Origin of the sequence: Escherichia fergusonii ATCC 35469, assembly GCF_000026225.1 — a bacterium.
Classification (GTDB): Bacteria; Pseudomonadota; Gammaproteobacteria; order Enterobacterales; family Enterobacteriaceae; genus Escherichia; species Escherichia fergusonii.
The window spans coordinates 18,465-43,453 of sequence record NC_011740.1; the positions used below are offsets into that span (position 1 = coordinate 18,465).

Consider the following 24,989-nt stretch of genomic DNA (forward strand, 5'->3'; position numbering starts at 1 on the left):
GAAATACGGAACCGAGAATCTGATGAGTGACTATAAATCAACCCTGAATTTGCCGGAAACAGGGTTCCCGATGCGTGGCGATCTCGCCAAGCGCGAACCGGGAATGCTGGCGCGTTGGACTGATGATGATCTGTACGGCATCATCCGTGCGGCTAAAAAAGGCAAAAAAACCTTCATTCTGCATGATGGCCCTCCTTATGCGAATGGCAGCATTCATATTGGTCACTCGGTTAACAAGATTCTGAAAGACATTATCGTGAAGTCCAAAGGGCTTTCCGGTTATGACTCGCCGTATGTGCCTGGCTGGGACTGCCACGGTCTGCCGATCGAGCTGAAAGTAGAGCAAGAATACGGCAAGCCGGGTGAGAAATTCACCGCCGCCGAGTTCCGCGCCAAGTGCCGCGAATACGCTGCGACCCAGGTTGACGGTCAGCGCAAAGACTTTATCCGTCTGGGCGTGCTGGGCGACTGGTCGCACCCGTACCTGACTATGGACTTCAAAACTGAAGCCAATATCATCCGCGCGCTGGGCAAAATCATCGGCAACGGTCACCTGCACAAAGGCGCGAAGCCGGTGCACTGGTGCGTTGACTGCCGTTCTGCACTGGCAGAAGCGGAAGTTGAGTATTACGACAAAACTTCTCCGTCCATTGACGTCGCTTTCCAGGCGGTCGATCAGGATGCGCTGAAAGCAAAATTTGCCGTAAGCAACGTTAACGGCCCAATCTCGCTGGTGATCTGGACCACCACGCCGTGGACTCTGCCTGCCAACCGCGCAATCTCTATTGCCCCTGATTTCGACTATGCGCTGGTGCAGATCGACGGTCAGGCTGTGATTCTGGCGAAAGATCTGGTTGAAAGCGTAATGCAGCGTATCGGCGTGACCGATTACACCATTCTCGGCACGGTAAAAGGTGCGGAGCTGGAGCTGCTGCGCTTTACCCATCCGTTTATGGGCTTCGACGTTCCGGCAATTCTTGGCGATCACGTTACGCTGGATGCCGGTACCGGTGCCGTTCATACCGCGCCTGGCCACGGCCCGGACGACTATGTGATCGGTCAGAAATATGGTCTGGAAACCGCTAACCCGGTTGGCCCGGACGGTACTTATCTGCCGGGTACTTACCCGACGCTGGATGGCGTTAACGTCTTCAAAGCGAACGACATCGTCGTTGCGCTGCTACAGGAAAAAGGTGCGCTGCTGCACGTTGAGAAAATGCAGCACAGCTATCCGTGCTGCTGGCGTCACAAAACGCCGATCATCTTCCGCGCTACGCCGCAGTGGTTCGTCAGCATGGATCAGAAAGGTCTGCGTGCGCAGTCACTGAAAGAGATCAAAGGCGTGCAGTGGATCCCTGACTGGGGCCAGGCGCGTATCGAGTCGATGGTCGCTAACCGTCCTGACTGGTGTATCTCCCGTCAGCGCACCTGGGGCGTACCGATGTCACTGTTCGTGCACAAAGACACTGAAGAGCTGCATCCGCGTACCCTCGAACTGATGGAAGAAGTGGCAAAACGCGTTGAAGTTGATGGCATCCAGGCGTGGTGGGATCTCGATGCGAAAGAGATCCTCGGCGACGAAGCTGACCAGTACGTGAAAGTGCCGGATACGCTGGACGTATGGTTTGACTCCGGATCTACCCACTCTTCTGTTGTTGACGTGCGTCCGGAATTTGCTGGTCACGCAGCGGACATGTATCTGGAAGGTTCTGACCAGCATCGTGGTTGGTTCATGTCTTCCCTGATGATCTCCACCGCGATGAAAGGCAAAGCGCCGTATCGTCAGGTACTGACCCACGGCTTTACCGTAGATGGTCAGGGCCGCAAGATGTCTAAATCTATCGGCAACACCGTTTCGCCGCAGGACGTGATGAACAAACTGGGCGCGGATATTCTGCGTCTGTGGGTGGCATCAACTGACTACACCGGTGAAATGGCCGTTTCTGACGAGATCCTGAAACGTGCAGCCGACAGCTATCGTCGTATCCGTAACACTGCACGTTTCCTGCTGGCAAACCTTAATGGTTTCGATCCGGCAAAAGATATGGTGAAACCGGAAGAGATGGTGGTACTGGATCGCTGGGCCGTAGGTTGTGCGAAAGCGGCGCAGGAAGACATCCTCAAGGCGTACGAAGCATACGATTTCCACGAAGTGGTACAGCGTCTGATGCGCTTCTGCTCCGTTGAGATGGGCTCTTTCTACCTCGACATCATTAAGGACCGCCAGTACACCGCGAAAGCGGACAGCGTGGCGCGTCGTAGCTGCCAGACTGCGCTGTATCACATCGCAGAAGCGCTGGTTCGCTGGATGGCACCAATCCTCTCCTTCACCGCTGATGAAGTGTGGGGCTATCTGCCGGGCGAACGTGAAAAATACGTCTTCACCGGCGAGTGGTACGAAGGCCTGTTTGGTCTGGCAGACAGCGAAGCGATGAACGATGCGTTCTGGGACGAGCTGCTGAAAGTGCGTGGCGAAGTGAACAAAGTCATTGAGCAAGCACGTGCCGACAAGAAAGTGGGTGGCTCGCTGGAAGCGGCAGTAACCTTGTATGCAGAACCGGAACTGGCGGCGAAACTGACCGCGCTGGGCGATGAATTACGATTTGTCCTGTTGACCTCCGGCGCTACCGTTGCAGACTATAACGACGCCCCTGCTGATGCTCAGCAGAGCGAAGTACTCAAAGGGCTGAAAGTCGCGTTGAGTAAAGCCGAAGGTGAGAAGTGCCCACGCTGCTGGCACTACACCCAGGATGTCGGCAAGGTAGCGGAACACGCAGAAATCTGCGGCCGCTGTGTCAGCAACGTCGCCGGTGACGGTGAAAAACGTAAGTTTGCCTGATGAGTCAATCGATCTGTTCAACAGGGCTACGCTGGCTGTGGCTGGTGGTAGTCGTGCTGATTATCGATCTGGGCAGCAAGTACCTGATCCTCCAGAACTTTGCTCTGGGGGATACGGTCCCGCTGTTCCCGTCGCTTAATCTGCATTATGCGCGTAACTATGGCGCGGCGTTTAGTTTCCTTGCCGATAGCGGCGGCTGGCAGCGTTGGTTCTTTGCCGGTATTGCGATTGGTATTAGCGTGATTCTGGTAGTGATGATGTATCGCTCGAAGGCCACGCAGAAGCTGAACAATATCGCTTACGCGCTGATTATTGGCGGCGCGCTGGGTAACCTGTTCGACCGCCTGTGGCACGGCTTCGTTGTCGATATGATCGACTTCTACGTCGGCGACTGGCACTTCGCCACCTTCAACCTCGCCGATACTGCTATCTGTGTCGGTGCGGCACTGATTGTGCTGGAAGGTTTTTTACCTTCGAAAGCGAAAAAACAATAATAAACCCTGCCGGATGCGATGCTGACGCATCTTATCCGGCCTACAGATTGCTGTGAAATCGTAGGCCGCATCCGGCAAAAATCCTCAAAATATAAGAGCAAACCTGCATGTCTGAATCTGTACAGAGCAATAGCGCCGTCCTGGTGCACTTCACGCTAAAACTCGACGATGGCACTACCGCCGAGTCTACCCGCAACAACGGTAAACCGGCGCTGTTCCGCCTGGGCGATGCTTCTCTCTCCGAAGGTCTGGAGCAACACCTGCTGGGGCTGAAAGTGGGCGATAAAACCACCTTCTCGCTGGAGCCAGATGCGGCGTTTGGCGTGCCGTCACCGGACCTGATTCAGTACTTCTCCCGCCGTGAGTTTATGGATGCAGGCGAGCCAGAAATTGGTGCAATCATGCTTTTTACCGCAATGGATGGCAGTGAGATGCCTGGCGTGATCCGCGAAATTAACGGCGACTCCATTACCGTTGATTTCAATCATCCGCTGGCCGGGCAGACCGTTCATTTTGATATTGAAGTGCTGGAAATCGATCCGGCACTGGAGGCGTAACATGCAGATCCTGTTGGCCAACCCACGTGGTTTTTGTGCCGGGGTAGACCGCGCTATCAGCATTGTTGAAAACGCGCTGGCCATTTACGGCGCACCAATTTATGTCCGTCACGAAGTAGTGCATAACCGCTACGTGGTCGATAGCCTGCGCGAGCGTGGGGCTATCTTTATTGAGCAGATCAGCGAAGTGCCGGACGGTGCGATCCTGATCTTCTCCGCACACGGTGTTTCTCAGGCGGTACGTAACGAAGCGAAAAGCCGTGATTTGACGGTATTTGACGCTACCTGTCCACTGGTGACCAAAGTGCATATGGAAGTCGCCCGCGCCAGTCGCCGTGGCGAAGAGTCGATTCTCATCGGGCACGCCGGTCACCCGGAAGTAGAAGGTACGATGGGTCAGTACAGCAACCCGGAAGGGGGAATGTATCTGGTTGAATCGCCGGACGATGTTTGGAAACTGACGGTCAAAAACGAAGAGAAGCTCTCCTTTATGACCCAAACCACGCTGTCGGTGGATGACACGTCTGATGTGATCGACGCGCTGCGTAAACGCTTCCCGAAAATTGTCGGTCCGCGCAAAGATGACATCTGCTACGCCACTACTAACCGTCAGGAAGCAGTACGCGCCCTGGCAGAACAGGCGGAAGTGGTGCTGGTGGTCGGTTCGAAAAACTCCTCCAACTCCAACCGTCTGGCGGAGCTGGCCCAGCGCATGGGCAAACGCGCGTTTTTGATTGACGATGCGAAAGACATCCAGGAAGAGTGGGTGAAAGAGGTTAAATGCGTCGGCGTCACTGCGGGTGCCTCGGCCCCGGATATTCTGGTACAGAATGTGGTTGCACGTTTACAGCAACTTGGTGGTGGTGAAGCCATCCCGCTGGAAGGCCGTGAAGAAAACATTGTTTTCGAAGTGCCGAAAGAGCTGCGTGTCGATATTCGTGAAGTCGATTAAGTCATTAGCAGCCTAAGTTATGCGAAAATGCCGGTCTTGTTACCGGCATTTTTTATGGAGAAAACATGCGTTTACCCATTTTCCTTGATACTGACCCAGGCATTGACGATGCCGTCGCCATTGCCGCCGCGATTTTTGCCCCGGAACTTGACCTGCAACTGATGACCACCGTCGCGGGTAATGTCTCGGTAGAGAAAACCACCCGCAACGCCCTGCAACTGCTGCATTTCTGGAATGCGGAGATTCCGCTTGCCCAGGGAGCCTCCGTGCCGCTGGTACGCGCACCGCGTAATGCGGCATCTGTACACGGTGAATCGGGAATGGCTGGCTACGACTTTGTTGAGCACAACCGAAAGCCACTGGAGCAACCGGCGTTTCTGGCGATTCGTGATGCCCTGATGCGTGCGCCTGAGCCTGTGACTCTGGTAGCCATCGGCCCGTTAACTAATATTGCGTTGTTACTTTCACAATGTCCTGAATGTAAACCGCATATTCGCCGGCTGGTGATCATGGGCGGTTCTGCCGGACGCGGCAACTGCACGCCAAACGCCGAGTTTAATATCGCTGCCGATCCAGAAGCGGCAGCCTGTGTCTTCCGTAGCGGCATCGAAATTGTCATGTGTGGTCTGGATGTCACAAATCAGGCAATATTAACCCCTGACTATCTCGGCACGTTGCCGGAGTTGAATCGCACCGGAAAAATGCTACACGCCCTGTTTAGCCACTACCGTAGCGGCAGTATGCAGAGCGGCCTACGAATGCACGATCTCTGCGCCATCGCCTGGTTGGTGCGCCCGGACCTGTTCACTCTCAAACCGTGTTTTGTGGCAGTGGAAACTCAGGGTGAATTTACCTCAGGCACGACGGTGGTTGATATCGACGGTTGCCTGGGCAAGCCAGCCAATGTACAGGTGGCATTGGAGCTGGATGTAAAAGGCTTCCAGCAGTGGGTGGCAGAAGTTTTGGCGAAGGCTTCATAAAATAAGGAACTAAAGGGATGAACAACAGCAAGGGAAGGCAAAATGGCTGGCGAAATGCCATAGATTTTAATGGTGTTGCCAGCCGCTATGAGTTTTGGTCATTTTTATCAGTAAGTGTGGGGATCTGTCTGTTTCCACTGTTTTGCTGGTGGCTGGCGTTAATGGCTAATCCTGATTATGGTGTTTTTATTTTCTTTGCTCTGCCACTGAGCGTATTACTCGGCTTACTCTTTCTTATACCTGTTCTTGCCATCGGTGTGCGGCGGATGCACGACATTGGCTACTCAGGATGGTGGTTTATTGCCGCAGTTCTCACGATATGGTTCATACCTGTCATCTTGTTGATATGTTGTATGAAATCGCGGACAACCTCAGAAAGTTAAACAGCACCGAACAGTAAGCAGAACTGTTGCGGTGCCTGGCGATTGTTATTTCCCGCGATAAATCCGTTCAGGTCTGCCGACTTTGCCATAAACGATTTCAGCTTCGAGAAAATTATCTTTTACCCCCTGTTCCAGGTAGCGACGAGCTGTGGTTTTACTGCTACCGAGCAGGCGAGATAGTGAGTCGGCAGTATGTACCACCTCTGGCTCGCTGAAGCATTGGCGCACGCGTTGTAATGTTGTTTCATCAATACCTCGCATTGTTGTCTCAGGTGCAATATTTTCTTCTTTTGCCTGAATATTAAATAGCGCATCGACATGCGTCTGGCTGGCTTGTTCACTTGAACGAAGTGAGCTGCGATAGCGAGAAAAGCGCTGGAGTGTATGTTGTAGTCGTTGGTAATGAACAGGTTTTATTAAATAATCAAACACGCCAAGGCGTAGCGCTTCACTAATCGTATCCATATGGTTATCTGCGGTGATAAAAATTATTCGACCGCTATAGCTGGTATTCACCGTATGGCGAATTAAATCGATACCTTTACCGTCAGGCAAAAAATTATCCAGTAAAATTAATTGTGGTTGATAAAGACGGATCATTTTTTTAGCACTTTCTTGTTTATCCGCAACGCCAATAACATCAAAAGCCGGGAGTTGCTTAAGTGTATCAACCAAAATCTCTGCCAGTAATGGCTCATCCTCAACTATCAGTGTGGTTATCTTATCCATGATGTTGTTCTCTGGTCAGGGGAATATATAAACTAAATATGGTGCCATAGGGGATGTTGTCATCAATAACGATATGCCCACCCGCCTGTTCGGTGTAGCTTTTAACCAGCCACAAACCAATACCGTGTTCAGCGTTATTACTGCTGGTAATACCACGTTCAAAAATATGATCGCGAATACTATCGTCAATACCACAGCCCTGATCGGCTACTTCAATCAGTATTTCATCGCCCTCGCTGTTAATCAGACATTCAATTTTACGGCTACCATCAGGCTGTTTCAGCGTGGCATTAAAGGCGTTATCCAGCAGATTACCAACAATGGAAATCCACTCATTATGGGTGAGCGATGTGGGTAGTGAATCTACATAGCAGGCGGGATCGAACACCAATTCAAGATCCAACTCTTTGGCGCGATAGTATTTACCGATCAACAGGCCAGCAAGGTGACTGTTTTTGAATTTTTGTGCAATAAAATCAATCACTTTTTGGTGGCTGTCAGACTGTTGTTGAATCAGGTTAAGAGCATGGTCGTAGCGTTTTAAATAAAGCAAGCCAGCAATAGTAGAAATCACGTTACGATGCTCGTGCTGAACTGCACGTAAATTATCGGCATATTGTTGAATCTGACTCAGTTGCAGGCTGAGAGTATTAATATCATCTTTACTTCGAAAGCTAATGACCCAACCTTGCGGTTTTTCATCGAGAATGACGGCCATACGGCTGGCAATAACTTTAATTTGATTAAAGGTAACTATCTCATCTTTTTTATTATTCTGCGGCTTATCGTAAAAAAAGGTATCTGGCGAAACAACATCGGATATTTTTTTGCCAATTAAATATTGCTCAGGATATGGCTGATTAAGCATCTGTCGGGCCGTCTGATTAATTGCAGTGATCTGATGTTGTGAATCAATGGCAATTAAACCTTCAAATACTGACTCAAATAACACATTTTGTTGTAATACCAGTTTCGATATTTGTTGTGGCTCCATATTAAACATCTGCCGTTTAATATGTAATGAAAACAACCGAGCAGAAAATAACAACAACAAAAGTAGGGCAAGCATGGGTAACATTAACGAACTATGTTGCAGACTCAACCAGCTTTCCAGTTGTTGCAGGGTATATCCCACCGATACAATCCCTATCACTTTACCTGTCGCGTCCTGAATCGGCGATTTTCCCCGTAACGAAGAGCCCAGCGAACCTTGCCGTACAGAAACATAACTTTTGGCATTAATCAGCGCTTCGTCGTTATCGCCACCTTCCATTTGCTGACCAATTTCATTTGGCACTACATGATAAAGTCGAATACCTTTGGCATCGCCAACGGTAATGTAGGTGGCATCGGAAAATGAATGCATTGGATCTATTAGCGCTTTAATTCGGGCCAGATCATTTTTTTCGACGGCTTCAACCAGTTCTGGCATGGCGGAGATTTGCATCGCCTGGATCAAGGCCCGTTGACCTACCTGATAGTGCAGACGCTCTTTAGTGATATTGGTTAAATACCAGGAAATCGCCAGCATCACGACAGTAGAAGTGAAAAGAATCAGCAAGAAGATGCGATTTTGAAATGAGCGTCGGGAGAACCACTGAATCACGATTTGAATTATCACCTGAGAAATAATTTACGGATATGATTTTCGCCTTTTCATTGCGGTTACGGGCCGACCTGGCGCATATTTCAATGAAATTCGGAAAACGTTTAAAAAGGAACAGTAAAAAGGCGGGAGTCGCTCCCGCCTTTTGAGGACAAAATTACATTGCCATAACGTATTTCAACATCACCCCAGCGGCGATGGCAGAGCCAATAACACCTGCCACGTTCGGCCCCATCGCGTGCATCAACAAGAAGTTCTGGGCGTCAGACTCCAGGCCCACCTTGTTGGAAACACGGGCTGCCATGGGCACTGCCGAAACACCGGCTGAACCGATCAGTGGGTTAATTTTGTTTTTGCTGAATACGTTCATCAGCTTCGCCATTAACACACCCGCTGCCGTACCGATACAGAACGCAATAACACCTAACAGCAAGATCCCCAGCGTTTGCGGCTGGAGGAACTTATCTGCCACCAGTTTTGCGCCAACGGAAAGGCCCAAAAAGATAGTTACGATGTTGATCAATGCGTTCTGTACGGTATCGCTCAGACGCTCAACTACACCACTTTCGCGCATCAGGTTGCCGAAACAGAACATCCCCAACAGCGGTGCTGCATCTGGCAATAACAGTGCAACCAACAGCAGAAGTACCAACGGGAAAATTATTTTCTCGCGCTTACTGACTGTACGCATTTGCACCATGCGGATCTTGCGTTCTTTTTCCGTGGTCAGGAGCTTCATAATCGGTGGCTGAATCAGCGGTACCAGTGCCATATAAGAGTACGCTGCAACTGCAATTGCTCCCAACAGCTCAGGCGCCAGCTTGCTTGCGAGGTAGATCGCGGTTGGGCCGTCAGCACCACCGATGATGCCAATTGCCGCAGCCTGTGGCAGGGAGAACGAAATAAAGCCGAAGTAATTCAGCGTTAATGCTCCCAGCACCGTGGCGAAGATACCAAACTGCGCAGCTGCACCCAGTAATAGCGTACGTGGATTCCCCAACAGCGGACCAAAATCAGTCATTGCGCCTACGCCCATGAAAATCACCAGCGGAGCGACGCCTGAACCAATAGCCACTTTATAGAACAACGCCAACACGCCCGGTGTATAGCCCATATCAACAGCCAGTGTTTCCAGTTGCGCCTGAACTGATGGTAATGCCAGCGCCAATGCTTCTTTAATCGCATGTACGTCTGGCACGCAGTTCAGTTTGGCTGCCACAATCGCCAGTTGCCCGGCATCATGATGTACCAGCAAACTTTCGAATGCCGTCATCGCCAGCCCGGCTTCGGGAATGTTGGAAAGCAGGCCACCGAAGCCAATGGGTAGCAGGAGTAACGGTTCGAACTTTTTCACAATGGCGAGCCACAGCAGCACCAGACTGACCAGCAACATCACGGCCTGTCCAGCGCTGAGGTGCATCAGCCCCATACCCTGAATCAGGGCATTCAGACTATCCATCTCAGTTCTCCGTTACGCCAGCGTCATCAGGGTATCGCCAACCGCAACGGCGTCTCCGGCCTTGACCGCAATACCACGAACAGTTCCCGCCTGTGCAGCGCGGATCTCGGTTTCCATTTTCATCGCTTCAAGGATCAGCAGCACATCACCTTCAGCGACGCTTTGTCCTTCGGTAGCGATGATTTTCCAGATATTCCCGGCCAGCGGTGCGGTTACCGGAGTACCACTCCCGGCAGGTGCGGCAGCTGGTGCGGAAGGTTGAGCGACGGTCGTGGTGGCAACTTGCTGAATGTCGCCACCTTCGCTTACTTTCACCACAAAAGCTTTGCCTTCAACTTCAACGGTGTAAATTCCAGAAGAAGATGGCGCTTTTGCTTCAGTTTTCGCAGGTTCTGCCGGACGAGTACTTTCAATCTGCGGTACCGGTTCAAATGCTGCCGGATTTCCGCGATTTTCGAGGAATTTCAGCCCAATTTGTGGGAACAGGGCAACTGTCAGCACGTCGTCAATGGCGTTACCAGCAAGTTTGATACCTTTTTCTGCTGCCTGGCGTTTCACTTCCTCTTCCAGTTGTGCCAGTTCAGGTTTCAGCAGATCGGCGGGGCGACAAGTGATAGCGACGTCGCCTTTTAACACTTCAGCCTGCAGAGCCGCGTTTACCGGAGCAGGCGTCAGGCCATACTCACCTTTCAGAATGCCAGCAGTTTCTTTAGCAATAGTTTTATAACGCTCACCCGTCAGAACATTAAGTACCGCCTGAGTACCAACAATTTGAGAGGTTGGTGTAACCAGCGGGATAAAGCCCAGATCTTCACGCACGCGTGGAATCTCGCTCAGCACAGCATCCAGTTTGTCGGAAGCATTTTGCTGTTTCAGCTGGCTTTCAAGGTTGGTCAACATGCCACCTGGCACTTGTGCCACCAGAATACGGCTGTCGTAACCTTTCAACTGGCCTTCAAACGCATGGTATTTCTTGCGTACATCGCGGAAATAAGCTGCGATTTTTTCCAGACGTTGAATATCCAGTCCGGTATCGAATTCCGTTCCGGCAAGTGTGGCGACCAGGGCTTCAGTTGCAGGATGGGCGTAGGTGGCACTCATTGAAGATATTGCCGTATCAACACCATCTACACCTGCTTCGATAGCTTTCAACAGTGCCATCTCTGCCATCCCGGTAGTGGCGTGGCAATGCAGATGCAGTTTCACGTCATAACGCTGTTTAATTGCGTGAACCAGTTCCCAGGATGCACCTGGTGTCAGAATGCCCGACATATCTTTAATAGCGATAGAGTCTACGCCGATCTCCAGTAACTGCTCAGTCAGATCCAGCCAGGTTTGCAGGGTATGTACCGGGCTTGTGGTGTAGGAGAGCGTTCCCTGAGCGTGAGCACCATGGCTCCGTACAGCACGCAACGCTGCCTGCATATTGCGTGGATCGTTCATCGCATCGAAAACGCGGAACACATCCATGCCGTTTTTCACCGCGCGTTCAACGAAACGTTCCACGACGTCGTCAGCGTAGTGGCGATAACCCAGGAGATTTTGTCCGCGCAGCAACATCTGCAACGGCGTTTTCGGCATCGCTTTTTTCAGTTCACGCAGGCGGACCCATGGATCTTCACCCAGAAAGCGAATGCAGGCGTCATAGGTTGCACCGCCCCAGCACTCCAGTGAACCGTAGCCGATGTTATCGAGTTCTGCGGCGATGGGGAGCATATCGTCCAGGCGCAGACGCGTGGCGAAAAGAGATTGGTGCGCATCGCGCAGGACCACGTCAGTAATGGAAATAGTCATAGGTTCCTCCCTGAATTACGAATTAAGACGGCGATGATGATGAATGGCGGCAGCGATTACCGGCTTCAGGCGGCTGAAATCATCAGCTGGTGCAGCGGTAGTGGCGGCAGGTTTTGGTGCGGCAACCGGCTCCGGGAAGAAGCGGTTAACGGCGACGGACATACTTTTAATGGCGAGGATAAGCAGGCAGAGAAAGCCCAGAACAAAACCCATCCCCAGAAACATCAGCGTGAAGCCTTCGCCTAAAAGTTGTGCAGCGTTCATAGATGTATCTCAAGCGGAGGCACAACGACGCGACAGAGCGTTAATCTTCTTTTCTTGCTAAGAAAGGGTGGACTTCCCGGAACCGCCCCTGGCTCAGGTCCCTTTCTTAGCAGAAGAATTAACGACCCATCGCGCCATTGTGCGAACAGGTTAAACCATCATCCCAAATACAATACTGGCGATAACCAGCACGATACCGCCACCCAGACGGGAGGAGATCTGTGCATAAGAGATCAGGTTCATACGGTTACAAGCAGACAGCACTTCCAGGTCACCGGAACCACCACGGTTAGCCATACACAGGCCAGCGGTAATTGCTGATTCGATCGGGAAGAAGCCAATTATCCAACCACCCAGTGCAGCACCGACGACGGCACCCACTACGATAAATGCAGCGATAACCACGTTAGCGAAGGTGATAGCGTCGATGATTTCTTGCAGGTCGGTATAGCAAACGCCAACCCCTACCATCAGCACCCACAGCAGTTGCTTGGAGAAGAAGTCAGACAGGCGTTTAGCACCCGCTTTGATTTCAGGAGAACACAGACCAGAGGCGTTCAGTGCTGCAACGATCAGAACCATCCATGCGAAGTAGTGGATAGATACGCCACCAATGCTTGGCAGGATTTTCTTCGCCATGACATAAGCCAGCAGGAAGCAGGTGGTCGCCAGTACCATACCTACAGCCGTTTCACGATGGGTTATCTGGCCTGCTTTTTCATCATCTTCTGCTCTGAAAGAGGCTTTACGAACCAGTTCGCCTTCACCGCTCAATACCGGGTATTTTTTACCGACGATATCAAGAACAGCAGCCATAACGATGGCGAAAATGTTAGCGATGGTCAGAATGGCGATTGCAGTTGAGTAGTACTCTTCACGAGAACGGCCGGTGATGGAGTGATAAATTTCAGACAGCGGAACAGCACCCGCACCGTTACCACCACCCATGATTGGCAGAACGTACAGCATCATGATGCGGTCAACTGGAATACCAAAGCACAGACCAATTAAAATACCGAATACAGATGCACCGAGAATCCCCACCAGAATGGTCGGAATATAACCCAGCAGAGATTTTATAAGCAGACGACGGTTAACCGACAAAATGGCGCCGGTAATCAGCACGGCAATAAACAAGTTAAGGAAGTTACTTTTATCCATAACATTGCTAATGGTGTCGATTTCTTTCTGAGTAAAAATACCAGCATAAACAAAATATGCCGCTACCAGAAATATCATTACTGGTGCGCCACCAATATATTTGTTAAATATCGGCAGGCGCTTACCAATCTCACCAAAAATAGCGCCAATAATAAACATGATTGCGAAACCACCGACCAGGTCGTTTGGCAATGAATCATTAAAATGCGAAAGTAATAGTGTAATTAACGCAAACGCGTAAAGCGGAAGCGGCATGCCGAATATTTTAAAACTCAGCAAGGCATTCGCGCCTTTTTTCTCCGTGACCGGAGCCTGGCTGATGTTACTCATAAACTATCCTGTTTAAGTAAAAAAGTTAAAATGGCGAGGCAGCCTGAATGGTAAGCAATCAGAAGGTGGGCAGGTTGTGATTTTGTTCACCGAATCAAGAGTGTTTTTATTGATTTAATTATTTTATTTCACCCAATTAATTAAATGCATAAAATCAATAAGCCAGATAAAAATACCCTGCAGAATGTGAGCAGAATAAAAGAATGATCCCCCCAGCAATGGCGAAATACGCCTGTATATTTTCTACAGGTGGGAAATAGTGAATATCATCTTTAAACAGTGTATTCCACAACGGGATGCCAGGAACAGGGCTCGGCTGGTTGAGTTTCTTAGCGAGTCAGGGCTGACGTTGGAAGCCGATTGCGAAGTCATGGTACTGGCAGAGCAACGTGGGCGCCTGGTCGGCTGCGGCGCTATTGCGGGTAATGTCATTAAAGATATCGCCATCGACCCTACTGCGCGTGGTGACGGCCTGAGTCTGAAATTGCTCACTGAACTACTTATACTGGCTTGTGAGATGGGACGTAACGATCTTTTTCTGTTTACCAAACCGGAAAACGTCGTGCTTTTTTCTGGCGCTGGTTTTTTCCCTATTGCGCAGACAGAGCACGTTGTTCTGATGGAAAATAGCCGTGAACGGCTGACACGTTATTGCCGACAACTTGCATTATATCGCCAGCCAGGAAATAAAATTGGCGCAATTGTAATGAATGCCAATCCATTTACCCTCGGGCATCGTTATCTCGTAGAGCAGGCATTAAAACAGTGCGACTGGTTGCATATATTTGTAGTTCAGGAAGATGCCTCTTTTTTCAGTTATCTCGATCGCTGGAAATTAATTGAACAGGGTATTTTGGGAATGGATCGTGTGACACTGCATCCAGGATCGTCATATATCATTTCTCGAGCCACTTTCCCGGGTTATTTCCTCAAGGATAAAGGCGTGATAGATGAAAGCCACAGCCAAATCGATTTACAACTCTTTCGTGATCACCTCGCGCCCGCATTAGGCATCACACACCGCTTTGTGGGTACAGAACCAAACTGCCAGCTGACCCGCGCCTATAACCAGAAAATGAAAACGCTGCTGGCACCCGCCATTGAAGTGGTGGAACTACCCAGAACAGAAAAAGAAGGCGCTGCAATTTCAGCTTCTCGCGTGCGCAAACTTTACAACGAACGAAACTGGCAGGCACTGGCGCCGCTGGTTCCTTCTTCAACACTCGCTTTTTTGACGCGTCTGGCGGCCGGTAATACGGAAACGGCATGACATTTTCTTCGTGAATAAGGAAAGAACAGATGGAAATTATTAAAGACGCCCTGGCCGGCACGCTGGAATCCAGCGATGTCATGGTCAGAATTGGCCCTTGCGATGAACCAGGAATACACCTGGAACTGGAGAGCCTGGTGAAACAACAATTTGGCAACGCCATTGAACGCGTTGCCCGCGAAACCCTGGCGAAGCTGGGCGTGGAACGTGCACACGTAGTGATTGATGACAAAGGTGCGCTGGAGTGTGTGTTACGTGCTCGCGTACAGGCAGCGGTAATGCGTGCTGCAGAACAAACGGAAATTCAGTGGGGGGCAATATGAAACCACGTCGCAGTATGTTGTTTATCCCGGGTGCAAATGCCGCCATGTTAAGTACTTCCTTCGTTTATGGCGCAGATGCCGTCATGTTCGATCTGGAAGATGCTGTTTCTCTGCGTGAAAAAGATTCCGCTCGTCTGCTGGTACATCACGCACTACAGCATCCGCTGTATCAGGATGTAGAAACCGTTGTCCGTATCAACCCACTCAATACGCCGTTTGGTCTGGCTGATCTGGAAGCTGTAGTTCGTGCCGGAGTGAATATTGTTCGCCTGCCGAAAACTGACAGTAAAGAAGATGTTCTGGAGCTGGAAGCGCACGTTGAGCGTATTGAACGTGAATGCGGACGTGAGCCTGGCAGCACGAAATTAATGGCGGCAATTGAGTCTGCTGTGGGTGTTGTCAATGCGGTTGAGATCGCGACATCTTCCCCGCGCATGGTCGCTATTGCTCTGGCGGCTTTTGACTATGTGATGGATATGGGCACCAGCCGTGGCGATGGCACTGAGCTATTTTACGCGCGTTGTGCGGTATTACATGCAGCTCGTGTGGCGAAAATTGCGGCCTACGATGTGGTGTGGTCAGACATTAACGATGAAGCGGGATTTGTCAAAGAAGCGCAACTGGCGAAAAACCTTGGTTTTAACGGTAAATCCCTGGTAAACCCTCGTCAGATCGAGATGCTGCACCAGGTTTATGCTCCGACGCGTGCTGAAGTAGGTCATGCACTGGAGGTGATTGCTGCGGCAGAAGACGCCGAAGAACGCGGCCTGGGCGTGGTGTCATTAAACGGCAAGATGATAGATGGCCCGATTATCGATCACGCACGTAAAGTGGTGGCGCTGTCGGCTTCCGGATTTCGCGACTAAGGACAGGGAACAATGAAAGACACCGTATCGATGCTGAATCAGCAATATGTTATGCCGGAAGGATTACAACCTTACGCGGGTGTGACTGCAAAAAGCCCATGGCTGGCGGATGAAAAAGAAAAACGTAGCCGTAAAATTTGTGACTCTCTGGAAGATGCCATTCGCCGCTCAGGTCTGCAAAACGGCATGACCATCTCCTTTCACCATGCGTTTCGTGGTGGCGATAAAGTTGTTAACCTGGTGGTAGCGAAACTGGCTGAAATGGGCTTTCGCGATCTGACACTGGCCTCCAGTTCACTGATTGATGCCCACTGGCCGCTGATTGAGCACATTAAAAATGGCGTCATTCGCCAGATCTACACTTCCGGCCTGCGCGGCAAACTGGGTGAAGAAATCTCTGCCGGGCTGATGGAAAATCCGGTACAAATTCACTCCCACGGTGGTCGTGCGCACCTGGTGAAATCGGGTGAGCTGAGCATTGACGTTGCATTTCTCGGTGTACCGTGCTGTGACGAATTTGGTAACGCCAACGGATTTAGCGGTAAATCTCGTTGCGGTTCACTGGGCTATGCCAAAGTGGATGCCGATGCGGCGAAATGTGTGGTACTGCTGACAGAAGAGTGGGTCGATTATCCTAACTACCCAGCGAGTATTGCTCAGGATCAGGTTGATCTCATTGTCCAGGTCGAAGAAGTCGGTGATCCGGCAAAGATCACTGCAGGTGCTATTCGCCTGACCAGCAATCCTCGCGAACTGTTAATAGCCCGCAAGGCAGCGAATGTTATTGAGCATTCTGGTTATTTCAAAGACGGATTCTCGCTACAAACCGGTACTGGCGGTGCCTCGTTGGCAGTGACGCGTTTCCTCGAAGATAAAATGCGCCGTCTTAATATTACCGCTGGTTTTGGCCTTGGCGGGATCACTGGCACGATGGTTGATCTGCATGAAAAAGGGCTGATCAAAGCGCTGCTTGATACCCAATCATTCGATGGAGATGCCGCTCGCTCGCTGGCAACTAACCCGAATCATATCGAAATTTCAGCGAATCAATATGCTAACCCCAGCTCTAAAGGTGTCTCTTGTGAGCGACTGAATGTGGTGATGCTGAGTGCGCTGGAAATTGACGTTAACTTCAACGTTAACGTCATGACTGGTTCCAATGGCGTACTGCGCGGTGCATCCGGTGGTCATAGTGACACCGCAGCTGGTGCTGATCTCACTATTATCACCGCACCCTTAGTGCGTGGTCGTATTCCGTGTGTCGTGGAAAAAGTACTGACCACCATAACACCGGGCGCCAGTGTTGACGTGCTGGTTACCGATCATGGTATTGCTGTTAACCCGGCACGTCAGGATCTGATCGACAATCTGCGTGAAGCGGGTGTGCCGTTAATGACCATTGAACAGCTCCAGGCACGTGCCGAAATGCTCACCGGCAAACCAGAACCCATCGAATTTACTGATCGGGTGGTAGCTGTGGTGCGTTATCGTGATGGATCGGTCATTGATGTGATTCGCCAGGTGAAAAACTGATGAATGGCGCAGACTTGCTGTCAGGCGGTCAGCCTGTCACGCTCGAAGAAATGCTGCTGGCTCGCGAAAAGCGGGCAGCAAGGCAACGGCATGCAGTGGCTTGCTACCGGGTGTCGTTAATCTCCCTGACGCTGGTCGCGCCGGGACAGGTAAAAAATTCACCTGTCTGGCAACGTGTGGCGGGCTATGCGCGTGAGGCTGTTCTCACGTGTTGCCAGCAACATGAGTGGGTAAGCGTCTGGGAAAAGAGCATTGATGAGCGCAGCGGGCCTGAATGGATGGCTGCGGTCTGCGCCCCGGCAAAAAACCTAAAACAGGCGATGCTACAACTGGAGGACGAACATCCTCTTGGCCGGCTCTGGGATATTGATGTCCTGGACAGCGAAGGGACGGGGATTTCCCGTCGTGCACTGGGGCTGCCACCACGTCAATGCTTGATCTGTCAGGATGATGCGCACCTTTGCGCACGTGCCAGACGGCATACGCCTGAACTGCTGTTGGAAGAAATAACTAAAAGGATTGTAAGTTATGAGCGACGTCATCACGACTGATCAACCTGCCAGTGCGACATCGTTACTACAGGCCAAAGGTATTGCAAACCTTGTAGAAAGAGCACTGCTCACCGAAGTACGTTTAACGCCAAAACCAGGTCTTGTGGATATTCGCAACTCCGGCGCCCATAAAGATATGGATTTAGCTCTGTTTGAAAAGAGTACGTTAGCGGTTGCACCGTGGATGGAAAATTTTTACCAGTTGGGATACGACACCTCTGCACTGGAAGCAGAACTCGTATTGCCGATGCTTCGCCCCATTGGTATGGCGTGCGAGGCCGATATGCTACAGGCGACAGGAGGAGTTAACACTCACCGTGGCGCAGTTTTCTCCTTTGGTTTAATCAGTGCAGTCACAGGCCGCATGGTGGCACTGGAGGAAGAGCTCGAACAGAACCGTATTTGTTACTGGGTAGCAAGAATGTGTCGGGATCTGGTCGCAAAAGAGCTATCCAGTGAAGCGACAAACGCAGCAACCAGTAAAAGTGTCGAACACTTTTTACATTACGGTCTTTCTGGTGCGCGAGGCGAAGCTGAAAGCGGATTCCAGACAGTGAGAACCGTCGCCTTGCCAATTTTTGAACGTATCCGCGCCCAAAACGAAGATATGAATCTGGCATTGCTGCAAACATTGTTGCATTTGATGGCGTGGAATAACGACACCAACCTTGTCTCTCGCGGCGCCTTAAAAGGGTTGTATTACGTACAGCAGCAGGCGCAGAAAATGTTATGGGAAGGGGGCGTATTAATGCGCGGTGGCCTGGAGGCATTACAGGCTTTCGACGATGAACTGATCGCCCGTAACCTGAGCCCAGGCGGTAGTGCTGACCTGTTAGCCGTTACCTGGTTTTTAAGCCACTTCCCGAAAGGCGAAACTTTCGCTGATTAATCTTCCTGTGATTCACCCTGCGGGGTGAATCATATCTTTTACTGATTACCTTGCCTGTTTTACATTTAATTCTAATTATCCGCGTTTTTCTGTAGCAGCGTAACGAGACGCTGGGTACTCTGAAACGGTTTACGCAAAATTAACAAGAGAGAATAACTATGCATGATGCAAACATCCGCGTTGCCATCGCGGGGGCTGGTGGTCGCATGGGGCGGCAGTTGATTCAGGCTGCTCTGGGACTGGAAGGCGTGCAGCTTGGTGCGGCGCTGGAGCGTGAAGGTTCTTCATTGTTAGGCAGTGATGCGGGTGAGCTGGCGGGAGCAGGCAAAACAGGTGTTACCGTGCAAAGCAGCCTCGATGCAGTAAAAGATGATTTTGATGTGTTTATCGATTTTACCCGCCCGGAAGGTACGCTGAATCATCTCGCTTTTTGCCGCCAGCATGGCAAAGGGATGGTGATTGGCACCACGGGTTTTGATGACGCAGGTAAACAGGCGATTGGTGAAGCTGCCAAAGATATTGCGATTGTTTTTGCCGCCAATTTTAGCGTTGGCGTTAATGTCATGCTTAAGCTGCTGGAGAAAGCAGCGAAAGTGATGGGTGACTACACCGATATCGAAATTATCGAAGCGCATCATCGACATAAAGTAGATGCGCCGTCAGGCACCGCCCTGGCAATGGGAGAGGCGATCGCCCACGCTCTTGATAAAGATCTGAAAGATTGCGCGGTCTACAGTCGTGAAGGTCATACCGGTGAACGTGTGCCCGGCACCATTGGTTTTGCCACTGTACGTGCCGGAGACATCGTGGGTGAACATACCGCCATGTTTGCCGATATCGGCGAGCGCCTGGAGATTACGCATAAGGCTTCCAGCCGCATGACTTTTGCTAACGGCGCGGTAAGATCGGCATTGTGGTTGAAAGGTAAAGATAAAGGACTTTTTGATATGAAAGATGTGCTTAATTTGAATTATTTATGATGGTTTTCAATATAATTTTATGATTTTATTTTTTGTAATATATTGATTTTAAATGGGCGATAAAGTTTCGCCCTTTATTTTTCTGGTTATTATGTGTTTTTATTGTGAGTTGATTAAAAATATCTGTTTTCCATTCTATTTTTGTTGCGTAACTGTAAATTTTGACCAAATGGTCCACTTTTTCGACGTGTTTGATAATTTTATGAATTAAACTTTTACCGCAAGCGTTTTCCAGAGTGAGTTTGCTGATGTTTTTACCTGTTAATGCCTGTAAAACATGCATGAGCCATAAAATAATATAAAAAATCCCGCCATTAAGTTGACTTTTAGCGCCCATATCTCCAGAATGCCGCCGTTTGCCAGAAATTCGTCGGTAAGCAGATTTGCATTGATTTACGTCATCATTGTGAATTAATATGCAAATAAAGTGAGTGAATATTCTCTGGAGGGTGTTTTGATTAAGTCAGCGCTATTGGTTCTGGAAGACGGAACCCAGTTTCACGGTCGGGCCATAGGGGCAACAGGTTCGGCGGTTGGGGAAGTCGTTTTCAATACTTCAATGACCGGTTATCAAGAAATCCTCACTGATCCTTCCTATTCTCGTCAAATCGTTACTCTTACTTATCCCCATATTGGCAATGTCGGCACAAATGACGCCGATGAAGAATCTTCTCAGGTACATGCTCAAGGTCTGGTGATTCGCGACCTGCCGCTGATTGCCAGCAACTTCCGTAATACCGAAGACCTCTCTTCTTACCTGAAACGCCATAACATCGTGGCGATTGCTGATATCGATACCCGTAAGCTGACGCGTTTGCTGCGTGAGAAAGGCGCACAGAATGGCTGCATTATCGCGGGCGACAACCCGGATGCGGCGCTGGCGTTAGAAAAAGCCCGCGCGTTCCCAGGTCTGAACGGCATGGATCTGGCAAAAGAAGTGACCACCGCAGAAGCCTATAGCTGGACACAAGGGAGCTGGACGCTGACCGGCGGTCTGCCAGAAGCGAAGAAAGAAGACGAGCTGCCGTACCACGTCGTGGCTTATGATTTTGGTGCCAAGCGCAACATCCTGCGGATGCTGGTGGACAGAGGCTGTCGCCTGACCATCGTTCCGGCGCAAACCTCTGCGGAAGACGTGCTGAAAATGAATCCAGACGGCATCTTCCTCTCCAACGGTCCTGGTGACCCGGCACCGTGTGATTACGCTATTACTGCCATCCAGAAATTCCTCGAAACCGACATTCCGGTATTCGGCATCTGCCTCGGTCATCAGCTGCTGGCGCTGGCGAGCGGTGCGAAGACCATCAAAATGAAATTTGGTCACCACGGCGGCAACCATCCGGTTAAAGATGTAGAGAAAAACGTGGTGATGATCACCGCCCAGAACCACGGTTTTGCGGTGGATGAAGCAACATTACCTGCAAACCTGCGTGTCACACATAAATCCCTGTTCGACGGTACGTTACAGGGCATTCATCGCACCGATAAACCGGCGTTCAGCTTCCAGGGTCACCCGGAAGCCAGCCCTGGTCCACACGACGCAGCGCCGTTGTTCGACCACTTTATCGCGTTAATTGAGCAGTACCGTAAAACCGCTAAGTAATCAGGAGTAAAAGAGCCATGCCAAAACGTACAGATATAAAAAGTATCCTGATTCTGGGTGCGGGCCCGATTGTTATCGGTCAGGCGTGTGAGTTTGACTACTCTGGCGCGCAAGCATGTAAAGCCCTGCGCGAAGAGGGTTACCGCGTCATTCTGGTGAACTCCAACCCAGCGACCATCATGACCGACCCGGAAATGGCTGATGCGACCTACATCGAGCCGATTCACTGGGAAGTGGTACGCAAGATTATTGAAAAAGAGCGTCCGGACGCGGTGCTGCCAACGATGGGCGGTCAGACAGCGCTGAACTGTGCGCTGGAGCTGGAGCGTCAGGGCGTGCTGGAAGAGTTCGGCGTCACCATGATTGGTGCTACCGCCGATGCGATTGATAAAGCCGAAGACCGCCGCCGTTTCGACGTGGCGATGAAGAAAATCGGTCTGGAAACTGCGCGTTCCGGTATCGCACACACCATGGAAGAAGCGCTGGCAGTTGCCGCTGAAGTGGGCTTCCCGTGCATTATTCGCCCATCCTTTACCATGGGTGGTAGCGGTGGCGGTATCGCTTATAACCGCGAAGAGTTTGAAGAAATTTGCGCCCGCGGTCTGGATCTCTCTCCGACCAAAGAGCTGCTGATTGATGAGTCGCTGATCGGCTGGAAAGAGTACGAGATGGAAGTGGTGCGTGATAAAAACGACAACTGCATCATCGTCTGCTCTATCGAAAACTTCGATGCGATGGGCATCCACACCGGTGACTCCATCACTGTCGCGCCAGCCCAAACGCTGACCGACAAAGAATATCAAATCATGCGTAACGCCTCGATGGCGGTACTGCGTGAAATCGGCGTTGAAACCGGTGGTTCCAACGTCCAGTTTGCGGTGAACCCGAAAAATGGTCGCCTGATTGTTATCGAAATGAACCCGCGAGTGTCCCGTTCTTCGGCGCTGGCGTCGAAAGCCACCGGTTTCCCGATTGCCAAAGTGGCGGCGAAACTGGCGGTTGGTTACACCCTCGACGAACTGATGAACGACATCACTGGCGGGCGTACTCCGGCCTCCTTCGAGCCGTCTATCGACTACGTGGTGACCAAAATTCCTCGCTTCAACTTCGAGAAATTCGCCGGTGCTAACGATCGTCTGACCACTCAGATGAAATCCGTCGGCGAAGTGATGGCGATTGGTCGCACGCAGCAGGAATCCCTGCAAAAAGCCCTGCGCGGCCTGGAAGTCGGTGCGACTGGTTTTGACCCGAAAGTCAGCCTGGACGACCCGGAAGCGCTGACCAAAATCCGCCGCGAACTGAAAGACGCAGGCGCAGAGCGTATCTGGTACATCGCCGATGCTTTCCGTGCGGGCCTGTCTGTAGACGGCGTCTTTAACCTGACCAACATTGACCGCTGGTTCCTGGTGCAGATAGAAGAACTGGTGCGTCTGGAAGAGAAAGTCGCAGAAGTGGGCATCACCGGCCTGAACGCTGACTTCCTGCGCCAGCTGAAACGCAAAGGTTTTGCCGATGCGCGTCTGGCTAAACTCGCGGGCGTGCGCGAAGCGGAAATCCGCAAGCTACGCGACCAGTATGATCTGCACCCGGTTTACAAGCGCGTGGATACCTGTGCGGCAGAGTTCGCTACCGACACCGCTTATATGTACTCCACTTATGAAGAAGAGTGCGAATCCAACCCATCTGACCGTGACAAAATCATGGTCCTCGGCGGCGGCCCGAACCGTATCGGTCAGGGTATCGAATTCGACTACTGCTGCGTACACGCCTCACTGGCGCTGCGCGAAGACGGTTACGAAACCATTATGGTTAACTGTAACCCGGAAACCGTCTCCACTGACTACGACACTTCCGATCGCCTCTACTTCGAGCCGGTAACTCTGGAAGATGTGCTGGAAATCGTGCGTATTGAGAAGCCGAAAGGCGTTATCGTTCAGTACGGCGGTCAGACCCCGCTGAAACTGGCGCGCGCACTGGAAGCCGCTGGCGTACCGGTTATCGGCACCAGCCCGGATGCTATCGACCGTGCAGAAGACCGTGAACGCTTCCAGCATGCGGTTGACCGTCTGAAACTGAAACAACCGGCGAACGCCACCGTTACCGCTATTGAAATGGCGGTAGAGAAGGCGAAAGAGATTGGCTACCCGCTGGTGGTACGTCCGTCTTACGTTCTCGGCGGTCGGGCGATGGAAATCGTCTATGACGAAGCCGACCTGCGTCGCTACTTCCAGACGGCGGTGAGCGTGTCTAACGATGCGCCAGTATTGCTGGATCACTTCCTCGATGATGCGGTAGAAGTGGATGTGGACGCCATCTGCGACGGCGAAATGGTGCTGATTGGCGGCATCATGGAGCACATCGAGCAGGCGGGCGTGCACTCCGGTGACTCCGCATGTTCGCTGCCAGCGTACACCTTAAGTCAGGAAATTCAGGATGTGATGCGCCAGCAGGTGCAGAAACTGGCCTTCGAATTGCAGGTGCGCGGCCTGATGAACGTGCAGTTTGCGGTTAAAAACAACGAAGTTTACCTGATTGAAGTTAACCCGCGTGCGGCGCGTACCGTTCCGTTCGTCTCCAAAGCCACCGGCGTACCGCTGGCAAAAGTGGCGGCGCGCGTGATGGCTGGCAAATCGCTGGCTGAGCAGGGCGTAACCAAAGAAGTTATCCCGCCGTATTACTCTGTGAAAGAAGTGGTGCTGCCGTTCAACAAATTCCCCGGCGTTGACCCGCTGTTAGGGCCAGAAATGCGCTCCACCGGGGAAGTTATGGGCGTGGGCCGCACCTTCGCTGAAGCGTTTGCCAAAGCGCAGCTGGGCAGCAACTCCACCATGAAGAAACACGGTCGTGCGCTGCTTTCCGTGCGCGAAGGCGATAAAGAACGCGTGGTAGACCTGGCGGCAAAACTGCTGAAACAGGGCTTCGAGCTGGATGCGACCCACGGCACGGCGATTGTGCTGGGCGAAGCGGGTATCAATCCGCGTCTGGTGAACAAGGTGCATGAAGGTCGTCCGCACATTCAGGACCGCATCAAGAATGGCGAATATACCTACATCATCAACACCACCTCAGGCCGTCGTGCGATTGAGGACTCCCGCGTGATTCGTCGCAGTGCGCTGCAATATAAAGTGCATTATGACACCACCCTGAACGGTGGTTTCGCTACCGCGATGGCGTTGAATGCCGATGCGACCGAGAAGGTCATTTCGGTGCAGGAAATGCACGCGCAAATCAAAAAATAATCACTGGCGGTTAATAAAATAATATAGGCCGCTAAGTAAATAATCAGAACGGTTCTCAATTGAGGGCCGTTTTTTTATGCGCAGTACAAATTTTCGCGAATCGGTTTTAATACACAATTTGAACCTAATAATCCGGATATAGCTCACACATATGGATCATTAAGTCGCATACTATCAATATATCCAC

At 51.2% G+C, this 24,989-nt stretch carries 22 protein-coding genes; 15 read left to right on the forward strand and 7 right to left on the reverse strand.

The features are described from left to right. Positions 1–22 precede the first annotated feature (22 nt). The 6 genes from ileS (at position 23) to EFER_RS00375 (ending at position 6,205) form a co-directional block, all read left to right on the forward strand. The gene (gene ileS, locus EFER_RS00350; RefSeq protein WP_001286856.1) at positions 23–2,839 is read left to right on the forward strand and encodes an isoleucine--tRNA ligase; all 2,817 of its coding nucleotides are present in this window, start codon (positions 23–25) and stop codon (positions 2,837–2,839) included. Continuing rightward, on the forward strand, positions 2,839–3,333 hold the full coding sequence (lspA, locus tag EFER_RS00355; protein ID WP_000083381.1) for a signal peptidase II: 495 nt from the start codon (positions 2,839–2,841) through the stop codon (positions 3,331–3,333). The genes ileS and lspA overlap by 1 nt, the downstream gene beginning before the upstream one ends. A 107-nt stretch (positions 3,334–3,440) precedes the next feature. Further along, complete coding sequence (gene fkpB, locus EFER_RS00360; RefSeq protein ID WP_000004655.1) at positions 3,441–3,890, forward strand: FKBP-type peptidyl-prolyl cis-trans isomerase; 450 nt, start codon at positions 3,441–3,443, stop codon at positions 3,888–3,890. 1 nt (position 3,891) lies between these two features. Next, entirely contained in the window at positions 3,892–4,842 is a 951-nt protein-coding gene (gene ispH, locus EFER_RS00365; protein WP_001166395.1) for a 4-hydroxy-3-methylbut-2-enyl diphosphate reductase, read from the forward strand. Positions 4,843–4,907: 65 nt separating this feature from the next. Then, on the forward strand, positions 4,908–5,822 hold the full coding sequence (rihC, locus tag EFER_RS00370; RefSeq protein ID WP_001239164.1) for a ribonucleoside hydrolase RihC: 915 nt from the start codon (positions 4,908–4,910) through the stop codon (positions 5,820–5,822). A gap of 17 nt (positions 5,823–5,839) precedes the next feature. After that, positions 5,840–6,205 carry a DUF805 domain-containing protein gene (locus tag EFER_RS00375; protein ID WP_001065776.1) on the forward strand — a complete coding sequence of 122 codons (366 nt, stop codon included), beginning with the start codon at positions 5,840–5,842 and terminating at the stop codon, positions 6,203–6,205. 45 nt (positions 6,206–6,250) lie between these two features. Here the strand turns inward: EFER_RS00375 and citB are convergent, their stop codons facing one another. The 6 genes from citB to citS all read right to left on the reverse strand — a co-directional run bounded on the left by citB (position 6,251) and on the right by citS (position 13,548). Continuing rightward, entirely contained in the window at positions 6,251–6,934 is a 684-nt protein-coding gene (citB, locus tag EFER_RS00380) for a citrate response regulator transcription factor CitB (RefSeq protein WP_000357986.1), read from the reverse strand. Beyond that, positions 6,927–8,555 (reverse strand): citrate sensor histidine kinase CitA, encoded by a 1,629-nt coding sequence (gene citA, locus EFER_RS00385; RefSeq protein WP_012599854.1) that lies wholly within the window; start codon positions 8,553–8,555, stop codon positions 6,927–6,929. Before citA ends, citB begins: the two co-directional genes overlap by 8 nt. Positions 8,556–8,697: 142 nt before the next feature. Then, positions 8,698–9,999 carry an oxaloacetate decarboxylase subunit beta gene (locus tag EFER_RS00390; RefSeq protein ID WP_000377761.1) on the reverse strand — a complete coding sequence of 434 codons (1,302 nt, stop codon included), beginning with the start codon at positions 9,997–9,999 and terminating at the stop codon, positions 8,698–8,700. 12 nt (positions 10,000–10,011) lie between these two features. Continuing rightward, positions 10,012–11,793, reverse strand: coding sequence for a sodium-extruding oxaloacetate decarboxylase subunit alpha (oadA, locus tag EFER_RS00395; RefSeq protein WP_000155842.1), 1,782 nt, complete (start codon positions 11,791–11,793; stop codon positions 10,012–10,014). A 15-nt stretch (positions 11,794–11,808) separates the two neighbouring features. Further along, positions 11,809–12,057 (reverse strand): oxaloacetate decarboxylase subunit gamma, encoded by a 249-nt coding sequence (locus tag EFER_RS00400; RefSeq protein ID WP_000990547.1) that lies wholly within the window; start codon positions 12,055–12,057, stop codon positions 11,809–11,811. A 150-nt stretch (positions 12,058–12,207) separates the two neighbouring features. Then, positions 12,208–13,548 carry a citrate/sodium symporter CitS gene (gene citS, locus EFER_RS00405; RefSeq protein WP_000065678.1) on the reverse strand — a complete coding sequence of 447 codons (1,341 nt, stop codon included), beginning with the start codon at positions 13,546–13,548 and terminating at the stop codon, positions 12,208–12,210. A gap of 283 nt (positions 13,549–13,831) precedes the next feature. Here citS and citC point away from each other — a divergent pair, with 283 nt between their 5' ends. From citC to dapB, 7 genes are all read left to right on the forward strand, one after another. Then, complete coding sequence (gene citC, locus EFER_RS00410; RefSeq protein ID WP_223672088.1) at positions 13,832–14,818, forward strand: [citrate (pro-3S)-lyase] ligase; 987 nt, start codon at positions 13,832–13,834, stop codon at positions 14,816–14,818. A 29-nt stretch (positions 14,819–14,847) separates the two neighbouring features. After that, complete coding sequence (gene citD / locus EFER_RS00415) at positions 14,848–15,141, forward strand: citrate lyase acyl carrier protein (protein ID WP_000402611.1); 294 nt, start codon at positions 14,848–14,850, stop codon at positions 15,139–15,141. Then, entirely contained in the window at positions 15,138–16,007 is an 870-nt protein-coding gene (citE, locus tag EFER_RS00420; RefSeq protein WP_000804560.1) for a citrate (pro-3S)-lyase subunit beta, read from the forward strand. The genes citD and citE overlap by 4 nt, the downstream gene beginning before the upstream one ends. 12 nt (positions 16,008–16,019) lie before the next feature. Further along, positions 16,020–17,540, forward strand: coding sequence for a citrate lyase subunit alpha (gene citF, locus EFER_RS00425; protein WP_000655796.1), 1,521 nt, complete (start codon positions 16,020–16,022; stop codon positions 17,538–17,540). Beyond that, positions 17,540–18,091, forward strand: coding sequence for a citrate lyase holo-[acyl-carrier protein] synthase (gene citX, locus EFER_RS00430; RefSeq protein ID WP_001012528.1), 552 nt, complete (start codon positions 17,540–17,542; stop codon positions 18,089–18,091). The genes citF and citX overlap by 1 nt, the downstream gene beginning before the upstream one ends. Next, positions 18,069–18,980: a triphosphoribosyl-dephospho-CoA synthase CitG gene (gene citG, locus EFER_RS00435; protein ID WP_001286124.1), complete on the forward strand. Its 912-nt coding sequence runs from the start codon at positions 18,069–18,071 to the stop codon at positions 18,978–18,980. The genes citX and citG overlap by 23 nt, the downstream gene beginning before the upstream one ends. Before the next feature lie 158 nt (positions 18,981–19,138). Further along, complete coding sequence (gene dapB, locus EFER_RS00440; RefSeq protein ID WP_000543619.1) at positions 19,139–19,960, forward strand: 4-hydroxy-tetrahydrodipicolinate reductase; 822 nt, start codon at positions 19,139–19,141, stop codon at positions 19,958–19,960. Positions 19,961–19,985: 25 nt separating this feature from the next. Here dapB and EFER_RS22595 read toward each other — a convergent pair whose 3' ends face one another. Then, complete coding sequence (locus EFER_RS22595) at positions 19,986–20,297, reverse strand: hypothetical protein (protein ID WP_000501022.1); 312 nt, start codon at positions 20,295–20,297, stop codon at positions 19,986–19,988. 117 nt (positions 20,298–20,414) lie between these two features. Here EFER_RS22595 and carA point away from each other — a divergent pair, with 117 nt between their 5' ends. Then, complete coding sequence (gene carA, locus EFER_RS00450; RefSeq protein ID WP_012599856.1) at positions 20,415–21,563, forward strand: glutamine-hydrolyzing carbamoyl-phosphate synthase small subunit; 1,149 nt, start codon at positions 20,415–20,417, stop codon at positions 21,561–21,563. Positions 21,564–21,580: 17 nt separating this feature from the next. Beyond that, positions 21,581–24,802, forward strand: a complete 3,222-nt coding sequence (gene carB, locus EFER_RS00455; RefSeq protein WP_001126399.1) for a carbamoyl-phosphate synthase large subunit — start codon at positions 21,581–21,583, stop codon at positions 24,800–24,802. The last annotated feature ends 187 nt before the right edge of the window (positions 24,803–24,989 follow it).